11 protein-coding genes are annotated in these 18,323 nt (G+C 53.4%); all 11 read right to left on the bottom strand.

Annotation, left to right across the window (positions count from 1 at the left end):
• Positions 1 to 26 precede the first annotated feature (26 nt).
• Positions 27 to 1,889, bottom strand: coding sequence for an exodeoxyribonuclease V subunit alpha (gene recD, locus A7983_RS13735; protein ID WP_005975868.1), 1,863 nt, complete (start codon positions 1,887 to 1,889; stop codon positions 27 to 29).
• The gene (recB, locus tag A7983_RS13730) at positions 1,886 to 5,497 is read right to left on the bottom strand and encodes an exodeoxyribonuclease V subunit beta (protein WP_005975867.1); all 3,612 of its coding nucleotides are present in this window, start codon (positions 5,495 to 5,497) and stop codon (positions 1,886 to 1,888) included. Before recB ends, recD begins: the two co-directional genes overlap by 4 nt.
• On the bottom strand, positions 5,494 to 8,442 hold the full coding sequence (ptrA, locus tag A7983_RS13725) for a pitrilysin (protein ID WP_005975866.1): 2,949 nt from the start codon (positions 8,440 to 8,442) through the stop codon (positions 5,494 to 5,496). The genes recB and ptrA overlap by 4 nt, the downstream gene beginning before the upstream one ends.
• 85 nt (positions 8,443 to 8,527) lie before the next feature.
• Positions 8,528 to 11,926 (bottom strand): exodeoxyribonuclease V subunit gamma, encoded by a 3,399-nt coding sequence (gene recC / locus A7983_RS13720; protein ID WP_005975865.1) that lies wholly within the window; start codon positions 11,924 to 11,926, stop codon positions 8,528 to 8,530.
• Positions 11,927 to 11,984: 58 nt separating this feature from the next.
• Positions 11,985 to 12,377, bottom strand: a complete 393-nt coding sequence (locus tag A7983_RS13715; protein ID WP_005975864.1) for a prepilin-type N-terminal cleavage/methylation domain-containing protein — start codon at positions 12,375 to 12,377, stop codon at positions 11,985 to 11,987.
• The gene (locus A7983_RS13710) at positions 12,364 to 12,819 is read right to left on the bottom strand and encodes a YgdB family protein (RefSeq protein WP_005975863.1); all 456 of its coding nucleotides are present in this window, start codon (positions 12,817 to 12,819) and stop codon (positions 12,364 to 12,366) included. Before A7983_RS13710 ends, A7983_RS13715 begins: the two co-directional genes overlap by 14 nt.
• A complete protein-coding gene (locus tag A7983_RS13705) occupies positions 12,816 to 13,457 on the bottom strand; it encodes a prepilin peptidase-dependent protein (protein WP_005975862.1) in 642 nt (213 codons plus the stop codon). The genes A7983_RS13710 and A7983_RS13705 overlap by 4 nt, the downstream gene beginning before the upstream one ends.
• The gene (locus tag A7983_RS13700; RefSeq protein ID WP_005975861.1) at positions 13,451 to 13,954 is read right to left on the bottom strand and encodes a prepilin peptidase-dependent protein; all 504 of its coding nucleotides are present in this window, start codon (positions 13,952 to 13,954) and stop codon (positions 13,451 to 13,453) included. Before A7983_RS13700 ends, A7983_RS13705 begins: the two co-directional genes overlap by 7 nt.
• Before the next feature lie 174 nt (positions 13,955 to 14,128).
• Positions 14,129 to 14,923, bottom strand: coding sequence for a thymidylate synthase (gene thyA, locus A7983_RS13695; RefSeq protein ID WP_005975860.1), 795 nt, complete (start codon positions 14,921 to 14,923; stop codon positions 14,129 to 14,131).
• A gap of 36 nt (positions 14,924 to 14,959) precedes the next feature.
• Positions 14,960 to 15,826, bottom strand: a complete 867-nt coding sequence (lgt, locus tag A7983_RS13690) for a prolipoprotein diacylglyceryl transferase (protein WP_005975859.1) — start codon at positions 15,824 to 15,826, stop codon at positions 14,960 to 14,962.
• Positions 15,827 to 16,052: 226 nt separating this feature from the next.
• A complete protein-coding gene (gene ptsP, locus A7983_RS13685) occupies positions 16,053 to 18,299 on the bottom strand; it encodes a phosphoenolpyruvate--protein phosphotransferase (protein ID WP_005975858.1) in 2,247 nt (748 codons plus the stop codon).
• Between the last annotated feature and the right edge of the window lie 24 nt (positions 18,300 to 18,323).

The following is an 18,323-nucleotide window of genomic DNA, read 5'->3' as shown; positions in this document are numbered from 1 at the left end:
TTTAGCGTCCGTTCAAAAGTAGAGCCCTATCCAAAATGTCCCATTAGTGCACCAATTCTCTCTTCCAAACCGCTATAGCGCTGTGTTGGCGTTTTCACCGCCCGACAGAGAATTCGAACATCGGTATAGAGCGACAAGCGCTGGCGCGCACGCGTGATGGCGGTATACACCAACTCACGGGTCAGCACAGGTAAGTAATGGTTAGGCAGCACCAGCGCAGTATGATCGAATTCAGACCCCTGCGATTTATGCACCGTCATCGCATAAGCCGTTTCATGCGGCGGCAGACGGCTTGGCGTAACATCTTTGGTTTCGCCATTCGGCAAGGGGAAAAATACGCGCAGCTCCCCGTTTTCTCCCGTCATTGCAATACCGATATCACCATTGAACAGACCCAATGCGGCATCATTACGTTCAATCATCACCGGTCGACCGGGATACCAGCGGTTAAGCGGATTGCGGCTGCGCTGAATCAGCCCAGACTGGTGCAAAGCCTGCTCGATACGCTGATTGAGACCGGCTACGCCAAACGGCCCTTCCCGCAACGCACACAGTTGACGATAACGTTGGAAGGCAAGTAGCACGGTATCCGGCGGCGCTCCCACAGCGATAAGCTGTAGATAATCACGATACCCTTCGACGCACTGCACCAACATCACCTGATACTCTTCAGCCTCAGTTAACGGGCTACAGGTGATGTCGGCAAACTCGCCGTTCAACACCGCACGCACACGAGCATCATCGCCGCCGTTCACCGCCAGCGCCAGTTGGCCAATGCCGGAATGCGGATCGAAACGGTAGCTCCGACGCAACAGACAGATACTGTCACTGATTGTCGTTTGCCCTTCAGAGCCGCTTTCATCCAGCTTACAGCCCGTCAGCCGCTGCAATTGCTGCGCCCGTGCACGGCTATAGCCAGCCTCGGCAAAACGGCAGATGTCACCTAACACCGCCCCCGCCTCGACGGACGCCAACTGATCGCGGTCACCCAGAAAGATAATTCTGGCCTGTGCCGGAAGCGCGGCGATCACATTCGCCATCATCGGCAGATCGACCATCGACGCCTCGTCCACAATTAGCACATCCAGATGCAGCGGGTTTCCCTGATGGTGGCGCATTCGCTGGCTATCCGTCACCGCCCCTAGAAGCCGATGCAGTGTTGTCGCTTCCTGTGGAAACGCCTCTCGCTGCGTCTGATCCACCGCCAGACGGTGCAATGCCAGCCCCAGCGACTCCGTTAAGCGTGCTGCCGCCTTTCCGGTCGGTGCTGCCAATTGAATACGTAACGCGTCTCCCGCATTCAGCTCAATCAGCGCTGCCAGCAACTTAGCAACCGTCGTGGTTTTCCCCGTTCCCGGACCACCAGAAATAATCGCAACACGGCGCGTCAAGGCAACAGCAGCGGCCACCTTCTGCCAGTCAATCTCTTCGCCCGTGTCAGGAAACAGCCGATCCAGTACGGCTCGAATCGCAGGTTCATCGACCGATACCGTATCGCGCTCGCTGGCAATAAACTGCGCCACGCAGCCTTCACTCTGCCAGTTGCGCTGTAAATAAAGCTTTTCACCTTGCAGCACCAGCGGCGTCGGTTTGCTACCATCGCTAACAGTGCCGGACGCCAGCAAATTCTGTTGCCAGGCGACAACGGTGTTGAGCCCAACACTCGCGAGCAACTGCTGAGCCAGTTCAGGATCGCGGCCGTCAAACAACATCTGCGCCTGCAAATTTTCCAGCGGTAAACACACGTGTCCCGCACCAGAATGCGCACTTAGGCAAGCGGCAGCCAGCAGCAGATCGGGCTGCGTCTCATCGGCCAGCATTCTGGCAAACTGTATATCCAGCGGACGCAGCAACCGCCGTGCCTGCGCCATTTCAAGTAAGGCAATCATGACGAAATTCCTGTGTCAGCATCATCAAGCGCCTTTCCCTTAAACACATCACCTTTGGATAAATCACCTTTAAACAACGCATCAAGTCCGAAAACAAATTCAGCGGGGGGGCGAAAAGCAAAAATACCATTACCGGGATGGGATTCCTCAACGCCGCGTAAAAACAGATAAAATACGCCGCCAAAGTGACGCTCATAGTCATAATCCGCAATGCGGTGACGTAGATAGCGGTGTAAAGCCAGCGTGTAGAGTTGGTATTGCAGGTCATAACGGTGCTCGGCCATTGACTGCATCATCGCCGCTTGGGTGTACGCACTGGCATCGGGGCCGAGCCAGTTGGACTTATAGTCCAGCAGGTAATAGCGACCTTCCCAACGGAACACCAGATCGATAAACCCTTTCAGCATGCCCTTAACTTGCTGAAAAGACAGCGCGGGACACCGTGCGGATAACGGATCGTAGTGCTTTGCTAACCGATCGAGTTGCGCCGCCTGCATCGGGGCCTCAATCGGTATATAAAACTGTAATTCAGCCTGCTTATCCTGATTCTCCAGCGCCGATAATATGATCCCTTGCTCGTCAAGCGGCGTAGTCAAAAGCGTATCCATCCACGCCTGCAATACCGGATGCCAGTGCGCTTCAAATCCCTGTAGCTGCAACTGCTCGGCCAGCCAGTCATCATCAACGGGTTGGGTAAAATCCAGCGTTTCAAACAGGCTGTGCAAAAACGTCCCCGGACTCGCACCGCGCGGGAACGTATGCGGCGTCAATTGAGTTTCACCTGCCTCCTGACGCTCGCCTATCGCTTCAATATCCAGACGTGGCACCAGATCCTGCGCGTTTGCTGAACCATGTTGCTGAAGCCCCGAATAGCTGGTCACTCGCCAGTTGTCACGCAGTTGGCGTTCAATGTGTCGAGCTCGCAGCGCCGTCAATTCCGGGCTATCCGGTTGCCAACGCTGAGCCTCCGTCGTCTGTAGCCGCGTCAATGCGACACCGTCGCCCACCATTCCCTCAAGCTCGCTGACCAAGGTGGCAACATCCGCCTCTTGACCCCGCTGGAGCAAATAGCCCAGCGCGCTGTGGTGCATATCGCTGCTTCCATCTTTCTTACGCGACCGCTGAACGGGCGCGACGCCAACGCTACAGTGGTAGATGGAACGGGTTAATGCGACATATAACAGACGTAAATCTTCAGCCAGCCGCTCCTCTTCTGCCAACACTTGGCTTTCTTCATTATTTTGCAGATCCAACACGGCCTGATAGCTATCACGATCGTGATAAATCCCCTGATCCTGCACGCGGAAATTACTGATAAAAGGCAGCCAAACCAGCGGATATTCCAGTCCCTTCGATTTATGGATCGTCACGATCTGCACCAAGTGGCGATCGCTTTCCAGACGTAGCTGCTGACTCTCTGCCTGCGGATTAGGCTGGACAATCTGTTGCGATAGCCAGCGCACCAGCGCATGCTCGCTATCCAGCGTTGCCGAAGCATCCTGCAATAATTCGCCAATATGCAGAATATCGGTAATACGGCGTTCGCCCTCTGTACTTGCCAGCAAATTCTCAGCCAGTTGATGTTGGCTCATCAACGCTCTCAGCATCGGTAAAACGCCACGCTGACGCCACAGCGCACGATAGCCAGCAAATTCATCGACCAGCGCATCCCACGCTGATTCACTTTGCCCCAGCGCATCGATCTGTGCAGCATCCAGCCCCATTAGAGCCGTCGCCATTGCGCTGCGTAACGTGCGCTCTTGCTCCGGAGCCAACACCGCCTGCAACAGCCACAAGATATCGCTGGCTTCCGGTGTACTGAACACGCTATCGCGATTGGACAGGTAGACAGAAGGAATGGACAAACGGCTCAGCGCATCGTGGATCAGCGACGCTTCACGTCGGCTACGCACCAGCACGCTCATGTCAGAGGCTTTGACCAAACGCCGAGAATCGTCGGTTATCAACCAGGCTTCATTACGCTGGCTGGCGGCCAGCCAATCACAAATCTGCGCCGCACACTGGCGCGCCATCTGTTGCTGATAATCACCTACGCCAATCGGTTCCGCGCCCGTTAGCCAGAATTGCAGCGCAGGCTGAGGCTGCTCGGTGACTTCAAACACCAAACTGCGCTTGGATTCAGCAGGGTTGACCGGTAAAAAAGGGATATTGTGAAAAATAAAAGGATGTTCGAGACGTTCAAACAGGCGATTCACACCACGTACCATCTGGTGCGATGAGCGCCAGTTCGTACCCAGCGTATAATGAGCAGCCACTTCTCCACGCGCGTGCATATAGGTAAAAATATCCGCACCGCGAAATGCATAAATAGCCTGCTTAGGATCGCCGATCAACAATAGCCCGCACTGCGGTTGCCCGACATAAAGCGTGCGGAAAATACGGTATTGTTGCGGGTCTGTATCCTGAAATTCATCGATCATCGCTACCGGATAACGTTCACGAATGGCGCTGGCAAGCCGTTCTCCTGCGGGCTGTTGCAACGCATCATCCAGACGGCTCAGCAGATCGTCAAACCCCAACTCCGCACGCTGCCGTTTTTCTTCACGTACAGAATCCCGAATTGCCGACAGCGCGCGGACAATGACCAAATCACGCAGCGACAGCGGCTCTGCAAGCAGCCGCTCCGTCGCCTCAAACACAGGATGAACTGGTGGATCGCCTTTCTTCGTTTTCTCGATTAACGTTTGCTGGGCAAATCTCACCAGATCTTTCGGCAGTTGATAATCCAGCGTTAGCTGCTCCGCCCACAGCGTGACTTTCTGTAGCCAGTTGGGAAGGTGCTTACTACTGTAGCTACGTTTATCCACACCAGACGCCACGATTAGCGCTTCCATCTCCGATGCTGACGCCAACCAACGTTGTTTGTAAGCGTCGATCGTCGCCACGATTTTCTCATGTCGACTCAGCAACGTTTCGCCCTCTTCTGGCGGCAAGCGAAACGCAGGCGCTTCGCCGTGCAGATAAGGAGCCAGATCGGCTAGCAAATTCTCCGGCCCTTTCCACTCCAGACCGACAATACGCGCAACCTCTACCGGCAGCGGATAGCAATAGCGACGCCAGAAATCAGCGCAGGCCTGACGGCGCAACGGCTGCTCATCTTCGATCAGCACCTGTTCAAACAACACGCCGGATTCAAATGCATTGGTACTGAGCATGCGTTGGCAGAAACCGTGGATCGTGTAGATCGCCGCCTCATCCATTTGCCGTTCGGCCGCCAACAATACATCGGCAGCCTCTCGATGATCCGCAATCTCCGCCAGCAGTTGCGCTAGCGACGTATCCTTATGCTTCTCCGCACTTTCACCCTGAGCGCTTTTACGCAGGCAGGCGATGCGCAACGCGTGGATTCTTGCACGGATACGCTCACGTAATTCTTCGGTCGCGGCCTCCGTAAAGGTCACAACCAGAATTTCCTCGACCAGTAACGGGCGTGGATACGCGGCTTGCTTACCCAACCCCAGCAGCAGGCGCAGGTAAAGCGCAGCCAGCGTATAGGTTTTACCCGTTCCGGCCGATGCCTCAATCAACCGCTCCCCCAGAAGCGGCAACGTCATGACGTCTAATGATTGCGGCGCGGTGTTTTTCATTCTGCTGAAACCTTACCGACAGCTTCCGATGTCGCTGGCTGTGCGGCTGGCGCAGGAATCATCGCGGGAGCTTTCTCACGCGGTAACGTTTTCTGCAATGACGATGCATCCGCGTAGGTATGCCACCCTTTCGGGGCAGCGTAGTCAGCTTTGCCATGATGGCTACCGGAAACCTGTGACAGTACCGCCAGCCCTTCAGGCTTCAGCGCCTGCTGGAAGAAATCTGCCAGTTGCTTCACCGTTAGCGGCTTGATTTGTTCGAGCAACTTCTCACGCGAATCAAAAGCAAAATTTTCCCGATCCAAATCGTTGCGCAGTCGGCTGGCCTCTTCGCCCAATGTTTGCGGACGCTGGCTCAGTTCATTCATCACGCCTTGCTTATACTGTGCAAACTCTTCTTCACTCATTTCACGCAGTCGTTTTTGCGCTTTCAGGAAAAAGTCTTCATAGCGCTGATACAAATAAGCGGGCTGTTTGCTATTGCTTTGCAGCAGGAAGCCGATGCCCATCTGTCGGCCAATGGTCGTCGGGAAAGCAAACACCGCATAGCCCAACTGCTCTTCTGTTCTCAGTTGGCTATAGAACCAAGGCTGGACGATCTGCCCCAGTACTGAGCCATAGGCCATGCTTTGCGTTTCCGAGTAGCCAGTCGGTACATACACCGCCGCTAACGCAGAATCCGTGCTGCTGCCTGGGCGCTGTAGATTAGCAAGCTGAGGTTTACTGACTTTAACATCATCACTGCGCGACAGATTTTCTCCACCGGCTTTCAGATGCGCTTTCAGCGTACTCGCCAGTTCGGTTACCCGCTCTGGTGCCAGATTGCCGACAACCAGCATTTCAGGCGTGGCTTTTTGCAGCAGATCGTTGCGGTAGTTAACCACGTCCTGTAAGCGGATATCCTTCAGCAACTTACGGCGTTCACCGCGCTCGAAGTAAGGTAGTTGTGATACCGCCTGAATCGGCTGTAGCGCCTGTTCAAAGGCTTTTGATTTCTCTACCGCATCCAATTGCTGCAAGTACCAAGATTTAGCCTGCTCTAACTGCGCTTCCGTTGAGGTAAAGGAGGCATAGCCATCCGCCAACGTCAGTAGCAACCGTGGCAAATGCTGGGTATAGCCATCTGCACTAATCACCAGACCATCATTGCTGCGGGTGGAGAAACTGATGCCACCAATCGATGCCTGATAACTCAGTTCATCCAACGCCAGACCCGCCAGATAATCGTTTAACGCAAACAGCACCTGATTACGTGCGGTACTGCGCGCTTCCTGATTACGCAGAAACAGCGTGATTTCTGCTTTCGGCTCATCGGCGAAATAGTGACTTGGCATGTACAACACGCGCAACCCCGGCTGATTCAGCAGGAGCGTCGGTTTAGTCATCGCCTTATCCGATTTGATCAGAGAGAAATCATCCGGGATGTAAGGGTTGATCGTTGGCAAAGACAGGGACATTTTCTGCCCCAGCGTTTTCCATTTGGCAAAGGTCGCAGACGGGATTTTATCCATCTCGTAAGGCGCATCGACAAAATAGGCCACCTTATTATGCGGCTCATTCGGGCTGATGACCCATACACGCGCATTCTGCGGCGTCATTTCATCCAGTCGGGCAGCGATAGCTTTCGGATCGTAACGATCCGCCACATACTGTGCATCCAGCGTATGCTCGACTGGCACGCGCAGCATGGTATCAACTAACCATTCGATGTAATCCATATCCCGGCTGATGGACGGATAGCGGAAATCCAGATCCAGAACATGCGCGATCTCATCAAAATAACGCTGTTGAATCCCCTCGGTACGGATTTGTTGCAGGTAACGGAATATGGCTGCGATCACTTCATCACGCTGCGCCAGACCTTTATCGGTCAGCGAGGCCGAAATCGCAAACATACCGCCGTTGCGGTCGATTATCGGTGAAGAACCTGCGCCGATAGACTCAACCAGTCCTTCCTTTTGCAACCAGTCGGAAAGCGTATTCTGGCTGCGGTTGCCGAGTAGATAGCTGATATAGGTATCCGTCTTGCTACGGAATGCCTGACTAATATCGCTGACGCGAAACTCAATACGCAGTTGTTTTCTCGGCTGGGCCGGAACGTAATGAATCATCACGCCACGCTGCTTTTCCGTCGTCACAGGAACGGTAACCGCAGGAACGCTAGCGTTGTGATTGGCAATACGCCCGAATGTGTCGGCCGCCAGTTTCGCCAGTTCAGGCAGAGGCTGATTGCTGTAAATGACCCCCTTCATCAGATTAGCGGAGTAGTATTGCTGGTAGAACTTCACCAACTCATCATGCAGTTTACTGCCGGGTTTATCGCTCAGGGTTTCAAGATTGCCCCCCGAGAAGCGTGCGCTCGGGTGCGCCGGATTTAACGTTTCCGCCCCTACCTGTGCCATGCGGTGACCGTCACGCGAACGCGCCATCGTCAATTCCGCATTGACCGCATTACGTTCACGATCGGCATTCACCGGATCGAGCAGTGGCTCCGCAATCGCATCGGCCATCCGATCCACTGCAGGCCGCAACGCATCATTTTCAACTTCCAGATAAAACGCCGTGCGATAGGACGCCGTACTGGCATTGTGGCTGCCGCCGTGCTTTTTCAAAAACTCGGACAGCGCCTCAGGTTCTGGATAACGTTTCGATCCCATCAGTACCATGTGTTCAAGGTAGTGCGCTAACCCCAGTTGGTTATTGGGATCGTCCAACGAGCCAATAGGCAGCGCCAGTGATGCCAAAGATTTGGGTGCTTGCGGATCGGAAACCAGCAGAACGGTCATTCCGTTATCTAGCTTGATCGCCTGATATTGCCGCGGATCTTTTTCGCTTTTTCGAATGGTCTGAGCCAGTGGCTGCCAGCCCATTTCAGCCCAACTCGCCGGAAGCCAGAATGTGAATAAAAGAAACCACCCGGTAATCCAGACCCACTGTTTACGCATGCAATTCTCCAACCTCATATCCATCACTTTTCACGTTGCAGTGCGTTATCTTTTCGCACCTCGAAATCTCTTCAAAACCAGCTTATCAAGCCAGATTAGAGCGGAACGGTGGCAGTAGCCAGATTTGTGCCGCTTCAACCACTTCATTCATTCGTTTTTCATCCAATTCACGAACAATACGTTGCAGGTAATAATCTTCGCCTTCGCCCCGCATTCCCATATTGCCCTGCCAGGCTTGCAGCAAGCGGGCACGCGCTTTGTTCTGCGTCTCCTCATCCGACCGCAGGCTATCACTTTCACGATCATAACATTCAGCTAACCACGCACTCCCTGCTTTATTGAGCAGTAATAGCGGCTTACTCATTCCCTGACGATATCCATCCAGCATGACGCTCAGGTGTTCTCTGGCCTGCGCTTCCGACAAGGCAGCAAAGCGCCACGCAGTGTCTTCCCGCCCATACAGCCGACTTTCGCCCTGCCCGCCCGCGGCACAGTAAGCCAAATGTTCCAACCACAGCGTAATTCCGTCTTTCATAGAAAGCGTACCTGGACGCCAACGCAGCAAACCATCCGGCTGTACCTGATTCAGCCAACCGCTGACGCGCACGCCGTCAAGGATAATGTCTACTTCCCGACTCACCGACAGCGTTGGCGTTAGCTCATCACGCACACGCGCAGCCAGTTGCGCCATATCCTGCTGTTGTTCCTGCCAGTAAATTTCACCGAATGCCCCATAGGGCAGCTCGCCTGCGGCTCTGGCGCGACGATACAGTTTTTCCGTATCACCTTCATTAATCAAGGTGTTAAGCAGTTCACTATTCAATTGATAGCGGTTAAGGTTATCAACCACAAAGGGTTCTTCATCCAACAGTTCGTCGCTGTGCAGCATAAAACTCACGCCAAGCCGCAGTTGAAAGAAGGCTCGAACAGGGTGACGATAGAAACGCTTCAAATCGTCCAAACTGACACTGCGATCACTCGTTCTTTCCGAGAGCGCTTCACGATCAAAATCAGGCTGGGCTTCCCCTTTTCGGTTCGCCGCCGCTAACCATTCTGCCGCAAAGCTCAACGGCTGTGGCACCGGCAGAAAATTATTCGCATCAAAAGGCATGCGGCTATGCTCGCGGCAGAGATGCTTCACAACACGCTCCGCGCTGCTATCGATATCCAGCGCTTCATCACCCGGCAGGACGTAACTCTGTGCGATATACTCCGTCAGTTCGCTGACCAATACAGAAGGATAGCGGCGCGTATTATCTTGGATCGAGCGCCCGATATAGCTGATATAAAGCTTGCGCTGTGCCGACAAGAGCGCCTCAAGAAATAGGTAGCGATCATCGTCACGTCGGCTACGGTCACCACGTTTGATTTTTCGCCCCATCAGATCGAACCCAAGCGGCGGTAGCGTTCGTGGGTAAACGCCATCATTCATGCCCAATAAACACACGACCTTAAACGGAATAGAACGCATAGGCATCAGCGTACAGAAATTGATAGATCCGGCCAAAAATCGCTGGCTAAGTCGCTCCTGATCGAGACGCCGTGACAGTTCATCACGTAGTCGGGAAATCGGCACCTGCTGCGGATAACGAGCCATCGTGCCCATGCTAATCACGTATTGCCACTGCTTTTCAACCAATGCCAGCGCGGCTTCAGTCTCGCTGTCAGCATCAAAGAAGGTTTCGATCAGTTCTCGACAGAGCGGTAGCCAATCGACAAGCACACGCGGTTGAGACAGACGCTGACGCCATTGATGGATCTGCATCAGCAGTTCAGCCAGTTGACCGGCCAACTCTGCAATCAAACCGCTGGATTCATCGTAAGGCAGCACCCCCTGCCAATCGCCGACCCGGCTGTCCATCGCATAGCCCAGCAGCATTCTCGTCAAGCCAAAACGCCACGTATGCTGGCCTGTTGGTGGCAACATAAGATCGCGCACGTTGTCATCATCCAACCCCCAACGTACACCCGACTCCACCACCCACAGGCGCAGACGTCGTAACCCTTCTTCCTGAATACCGAAACGGGCAGCCAGTGCAGGCACTTCAAGCAATGCCAGAACCTGTTCCGCCGTAAAACGGCTTGTGGGTAAATCCAGCAGGCTGATCACCGCCTGCAATGCGGGATGCGCATGTCGCGCACGCTGGTCAGATATGGCAAAAGGTAGGTAGCGGTTATCCGGCGCATTGCCAAATACCGCCTGAATAAACGGCGTATAGCTATCGATATCCGCCATCATCACAATGACATCACGCGGCATCAACTCAGGATCGTCCGCCATCATCGCCAACAGCCGATCGTGAAGCACTTCAACCTCACGTTGTGGACTATGGCAAGCGTGAAAATCAACCGAGCGATCGTCGAGTAGTAGCAGGCGCTTTTGCGTGCTGGTGTTTTGAGTCTCATGGCTAACGGCTACCACTGCGCGATCTTCCAATTCAAGAATATCGCGCTGCAAAGTTTGCAGTAGATTTTCACCATCCGATTCAACAAAGGCATCGATCTCCTGCACATTATCGAGCTCAGCTAGCAGATAAAGGTTATCTCGCCCCAGTTTGCCCCACGATGCCAGTAACGGGTTATTAATCGACTGTTTACCGTCGTCATTGAACAGCATTTCCGCCTGTGAGAGATCGCGAAACAACGGGCGAGTTTCATCAGTCTGTTCGCTATCAAAGCAGTGTATACGACGGTTGCGGGCTTTTAGCTTCGCCAGAAATTTATAATCCTGAATGTCACTCCAGTAATGGCGACAGGGATTGGTAAATAACAGATGCACATCAATGTGCTGCGCCAGCGCATTCAGCGCCTGTAAATAGATGGGGGGGAGTGCCGAAATACCGCAAATAAAAACGCGTGGCGGCAGGCCTTTCGGGCATGTTTTTTCCTGCTCTAGCGCATTAATAAACCGTTGGTACAGAATCGCATGGTGCCATTCGGGCTGCGCCAATTCGCGCGTGTAATCCACCAGCGCACGCCACAGCGCCGACTGCCACAGTTGGTTACCACCGAGATCGTCAACCTGTTTCCCCTCTTGCCATGCTTTAATCCACTCGGGGCGATAAATCAGATATTGATCGAAAAGATCCGCCACGCGCCCGGCCAACTGATGCAGCTTGCGCTGGTTCTCATCATCCTGCAAATAGTGATTGAGCGCCGCAAAATCAGGCTGTTCCAGTAAATCAGGCAGCAAATGCATGAGCTTCCACGTCATCGCACCCTTGCTAAAGGCGCTTTCTTTTGGAATATCCGACAGCACATGGCGACACATATTCCACAAGAAAACACCGGGCAACGGGAATTGAATGTTGGCAGCAATACCAAAATCCCCAGCCAGTTCAATTTGCAACCACTGCGCCATCCCTGGGCTTTGCACCAAAATCACTTCCTGCTGGAAGGGGTCCGCAAGTGGCTGACGTTTTATCAGCTCAACCATCAGTTCTTTCAAGATATCCAACTGATTGGAGTGATAGATTCTAAACATTCTGTCTCCTGCTTGCCGCGGCTTACGATTTATAATGCATAGTTAACTCACACACCGACTAAACAGGCGATGGCTGGCAAAACCAACGGTTCAGTGTAGCCTGATAGCGACGTGGCGTCATGACCCTTACCGTTACCAGACGGCATTCGCCGCTCTGCAACTGCTCTGACAGACTAAACTGCCAGTTTTTACTCGAAAGGGGCGTAATATTATCAGGCTCTGACGGATGATACGGCATACCTGCTTCATAAGCCTCCAACTGCTGCATCGCAAACCGCCAGGCCTGACGCTGCTGCAACTGGTGCTGAAATGACTGTTGTAAGATCTGGTGATATTGCAGTAATCCCATCAGTGATATGGCAAATAGCAGCGCCGCCACGAGCGTCTCCAGCAGGCTAAAACCGGATTGATGATTCACGAATCTGTTATTCACTACACTATTCCGTTGCATCACAGCGTGTTACGTCCTTATCAGGGCAAAAGTCCAGCCAACCGTTACCCAATGGCCGAATCGCAATCTGACCCGGCGACAGCGCCGAAAATGACACACGTTGGTACAACCTCAACGGCCACGCCGAAGCGGGGAGTGTCCCTTCACCACGCAATAATCCTTGCGTCCCATCAGAGGCCATTCGCAAACACACCACGAGTTGTTCTGCCGGCAATTGCTGACACTGCCAGCTTTCCTTTATCGTGTTCCACTGCTGCCCTCTTGCCCAGTTCAGCGAAGACAATGCCTGATTGAAGGCACGCAGATAATGTCGCTCATCGCTCCCCACCTGAATGGTAGCATCAAGCTGGCGCTGCAAACCGGACATCAACAACAGGCCGATAATGGCGATCAACATCACCATCGCCAGTGTGCCGCTTCCCTTTTGCGATCCTTTCTTCATTGGTTACGTCCCAGTATCAGGCGGGTAATATGCTGCCGAACGGCAGGGCGTTTAGCCCAATAGCCAGCCAGTTGTAATTCGTACAACGCCACACCATTTTGCGCAGCCAGATGCTGTAACTGGAACACCGTGAGCACGACCTCCTGCGGATCAAACAGCCTCTCCCATCTGTCGCCCTGACAGTTATGTGCACCACTCTGAATCTCCAGCGACCGACCACGCAAGCGATAACCAAAAGATTCCGCATCCTGCTGTTCTCCACCATCCCAAACGCCATTTCGGTTCAGATCGTAGGAGACATTCAGACAACTGTTTTCCGTCTCTCCCGGGTAATTCCCGATGCTGATCGCCTTTCCCTGACACGAGCCCGCACAGAAACCGGCCCGCCGGATGTCTTTCTCAATTCCCATCGCTACCTGACTGAATAGTTGCTCCAGCCGAACACGCTGTGTGCTGTCCTGACTTTGGCTGCGTAACAGCGGGTACAACTGTGCCGCCGATAGCATAATCAGGCTGCCTAAGCTCAATGCCAGCAGGATTTCCGGCAGTGTGAAGCCGCGCTGTTCACGCCCAGCCCCTGCTTGCCTCAACGCTGTTTTCCTTAACACGTTCGGCTTCAACACGATCTGTTTCAACATAAGGGAATCGCCAAGACAACCTGCGACTCACTGCACAGACGCATACGTCCCCTCACTGAGATAACAAGACGCAGTTTCCCCGCAGCATTCGACAACGAGATGTGCCCAGCTTGTGCGGCGTTACGCAAGCCAAAGAACGTAAAAACATTACTTGTGAACGTTGCCAGCACCACATCCTGAGAACGGCGAACAAACTGCCTAGGGTGGTTCTCACGGCACACATCCTCGACCTGTTTTTCACTCTGACTAACCACTATGCACCATAGCGCCCCCTGTTGTTGAAGCCTCACGGTCTGGGTTTCGTTATGCCAATAGGCATTTGCTTGAACCCGCCCCAGGAAGTCCAGCAGTTGCTGCGCACTCTGTTCCAGACGGATTGCCTGCTGATACTGAACCCAGCCATGCAGGCCGCCGCCCGCTATCAGCGCCACGATCGTCAGCACCACCATTAATTCAAGCAAGGTAAACCCCCGCTGTTGTCGATTCCTTATTTTCATGGCATCAGGATAATTAGTTATATCAATAAAAACAGCGTGTTAATGGCGTTATTCGCGGCGGCTCGCAATGTTTTACTGCAATGATGTAACAATAGAAAAAGCGTGCGGGGAGATAGGGAAAACAAGGAAACAAAAAGGGCCGCATTACGCGGCCCTGAGAAACGGTGGAAGGCTTTAGATCGCAACTGGCGCTTTGATGGCGGGATGCGGATCGTATCCCTCGATTTCAAAATCGTCGAAGCGATAGTCGAACAACGTATCGGGGCGGCGCTTAATCACCAGTTTAGGCAACGTGCGCGGTTCACGGCTCAACTGTAAATGCGTCTGTTCCATATGGTTGTTGTACAAATGCGTGTCGCCACCAGTCCAGACAAAATCACCAACGTCCAAATCACACTGCTGCGCCACCATATGTACCAGCAACGCATAGCTGGCGATGTTGAACGGCAAGCCGAGGAAGATATCGCATGAACGCTGATAAAGTTGGCAAGAGAGTTTGCCATCTGCCACGTAGAACTGGAAAAACGCGTGGCATGGTGCCAACGCCATTTTGTCCAGCTCACCCACGTTCCAGGCAGAAACGATGATACGGCGAGAATCTGGATCTTGTCTCAACTGGGTCAGAACATTCTTCAGTTGGTCGATCTGACGACCATCAGCCGCCCCCCACGAACGCCACTGCTTGCCATAAACCGGTCCCAAATCACCGTTCTCATCTGCCCATTCGTCCCAAATGCTGACTTTATTTTCATTCAGATAAGCAACATTGGTATCGCCATTAAGGAACCAGAGCAGTTCATGGATAATCGAACGCAGGTGGCATTTTTTGGTGGTAACCAGCGGAAATCCGTCCTGCAAGTTGAAACGCATCTGATGACCGAAAATGGAACGCGTACCCGTGCCGGTACGGTCGGCCTTCGGCGTGCCTTCTTCAAGCACTTTGTTCATCAGATCCAGATACTGTTTCATACTACCTCACCACAAATATTAAAGAAGGACAGCGGATTATTGCTGTGCAGGCTGACGGCGATAAGCCCAGACCATCATCAGAACACCGGCGATCACCATTGGCAGCGACAGGATTTGTCCCATGCTGAACAGGTCACCGAATAGACCCAATTGCGCATCCGGCTGACGGAAGAATTCGGTAATAATTCTGAACATGCCGTAGCAGATAAGGAAAAGCCCCGACACGCTGCCCATTGGCCGAGATTTACGAATAAAGAGGTTCAGAATGATAAACAGAGCCACACCTTCCAGCATCATTTGATACAGTTGGGAAGGATGACGCGGTAGCATACCGTACTGATTGAAAATCGTCTGCCATTGCGGGTTGCTAACGGCCAGCATCATATCTTCGCTGCGCGAACCAGGAAACAGCATGGCCCACGGGGTATCTGTTGTAACACGTCCCCACAGTTCACCGTTGATAAAGTTGCCCAAACGGCCAGCACCGAGTCCGAAAGGAATCAGAGGCGCAATAAAATCAGCGACCTGGAAGAAATGGCGTTTGGTCCGGTGAGCAAACCACAGCATGACGCAGATAACGCCCATCAAGCCGCCGTGGAACGACATGCCGCCATCCCAGACTTTGAAAAGATAGAGCGGGTTTTCAAGAAATGACGGGAAGGCATAAAACAGAACATAGCCCAGTCGCCCGCCGACGAAGACCCCAAGGAACCCCATATACAGCAGATTTTCGACTTCATCCTTGGTCCAACCGCTACCTGGTTTATTCGCCCGACGCACCGCCAACCACATGGCAAATACAAAACCCACCAGATACATCAGCCCATACCAGTGCAGCGCCAGCGGGCCAATTGAGAAAATCACTGGATCAAACTGAGGAAACGCCAGATAGCTTGTCGTCATCATTCACCACATATTTTATTGTGTTATCCCTGCTTTCGGGATCGTCATTGATAGGCAAAAGGCAGGAGAATGAATCCGTTCCTGCGAACCGCGGTGGCGAATCATAGCATACGCACCCGTGCTCGTTGACCTTGCACGGGAAAAGTTCTGTAAAACATTGAGCCGTCGTTAAACATTTATTCGCAATTAAAGAGTGATGTATCGGTAAAAATTGCATCGCTACAAATTAGCGCCCGCCGCGAATCAAGCCGCCCAACCCGCGCTCTTCCATGAAAATCGCCGCCCACTGCCGGACTTCCATCGCACTCTGTGCGTTCAGTAATTGCTGCACCAACGCCTGCGACTCAGCCAGCGTAATTTGGCGCAGCAGGTATTTAATTCGCGCCACGCTGCGTCCGTTCATACTGAGCGAACGATAACCCAGCCCGGTCAATAGCAGTGCGCCAAGCGCTTCCCCGGCCATTTCACCGCACACGGAAAGCGGAATGTTATGCCGTTCGCACTCGACAGCGATCATCCTCAGTGCCTGCAACATCGAGGGATGAAGGCTGTCATAGAGCGATGCAACGTGGGCGTTGTTACGATCCACCGCCAGCAGATATTGCGTCAGATCGTTGGTACCAACCGAAACAAAATCGATACGTGAAGCCAGATGAGGGAGCAGAAATAGCATCGACGGCACTTCAATCATGATCCCAATCCGCGGCTTGGGCTGCGGGAAGCCCAATAATTCCTCTACCTCACCTGCCGCCTGATCGATCAGGCGGCGCGCTTCACTGATTTCGTCCAGACTGCTGATCATCGGCAGCAGGATATTGAGATTGCCGATATGCGCATTAGCACGCAGCATGGCACGCGCCTGAATCAGAAAGATTTCAGGCTGATCGAGCGTAATACGAATGCCGCGCCAGCCAAGACACGGGTTCTCCTCGCTGATAGGCAGATAAGGTAACGGCTTATCTGCACCAATATCCAGCGTGCGGAGCATCACAGGGCGCGTAGGATAAAGCTGCAACATACTTTGATATTGCGCCATTTGCTCATCTTCGGACGGAAACCCGTTATGCAGCATAAAAGGGATTTCCGTGCGGTACAGCCCAACACCATCAACCTGATTGATAAAGCGTTTTTCATGTTCGGCACTTAAGCCCGCATTCAGCATAACCTGAATGCGTTCGCCGCTTTTCAGCACGGCAGGCTGCTCCATCTCGCCTTCGGCTAGACGAGTCAGCTCATTTTCTTCCGTCAGCAGGCGCTGGTATTCCTGCACCAACACCGGCTCAGGGTCGACGAGCAACTCACCGCGATAGCCGTCAATGATAAGCTGACGCTGATGCAGCAGGTCAGGCTGAATGTCCGCGCCAACCAGCGTCGGAATGCCCATGGCTCGCACCAAGATCGCCGCATGTGAATTGGCGGCACCGTCATAGACAACGACGCCCGCTAACCGCTCCGGCGGCAGTTCTGCCAGCAACGTAGCCGTTAATTCGTCCGCCACGAGGATAAAGCGTTCAGGCCACTGCCCCATGATTTGCGCATTATCGTCGAGGTGAAACAGCAGTCGTTGCCCTAACGCACGCAGGTCGCCAGCACGCTCACGTAAATAAGTATCCTGCAAATGGGTAAACTGCGCGGCAAAGCGTTCGATCACCAGTTTGACGGCCCACTCAGCGGCATTGCCTGCATCGACTTCCTGAAATAATTCACGTTTGAGCCGCGCGTCATTCAGCAAATGCGAGTACAAATCGAAAATCGCCGCGCTCTCTTTCTGCGCACTGGCGCTAAACCGCTTGCTGAAGCGACGGAATTCCGCCGTCGCCTCTTCTAACGCCAGCGTTAAGCGAGAGCGTTCACGCTCGCTGTCCAAACTCGATGCAGGAAACACCTGTTCCAGAGAAGGCTGGGTGCAATCCTGCCAGCCAGGGGCAATCGCCACGCCAGGGGCAGCTACCAGCGCCTTGACGCGCGTCTGACGGTATTGACCGAAGAGCGTTTTTATCTGCGAAAGGGAAAGGATCGCGGCCATCTGCGTGGCCAGCGTCACCATGAACGACTCTTCGTTTTTATCAAACTGACGATGTTCACGCTGTTGAACCACCAGCACGCCCAACAGGTGACGACGGTAAATAATGGGAACGCCAAGAAAAGAGCGGAAATGTTGCTCTTTCACCGCGGGGATGAATTTAAAGCTGGGATGCGCACGAGCATCTGCCAGATTGATGGGCTCGGCACGTTGCCCGACCAACCCGACAATACCTTGCCCAAATGCCAGTGTAACGGTACGCCCGCGCGGCTTTTTCAACCCGCGCGTCGCCATCAGGTAATAACATTGCCGATCGTGATCGGCCAGATAAATGGAACAGACTTCCGTGTCCATAGCCTGACAGGTCTCATTGACCAGAATGTCCAGCGCATCACTAAGGCGGGCCGTTGCCGCAACATTTTCGACAATTTCTCGCAAGCGCGTGAGCATAATGTGCCTGAATTACCCTCTTTT

The sequence above is a fragment of the Pectobacterium wasabiae CFBP 3304 genome (assembly GCF_001742185.1).
In the GTDB taxonomy this organism is placed as follows: domain Bacteria; phylum Pseudomonadota; class Gammaproteobacteria; order Enterobacterales; family Enterobacteriaceae; genus Pectobacterium; species Pectobacterium wasabiae.
Note: the sequence above shows the minus strand (reverse complement) of the source record. Positions and strands in the feature narration are given on the sequence as shown.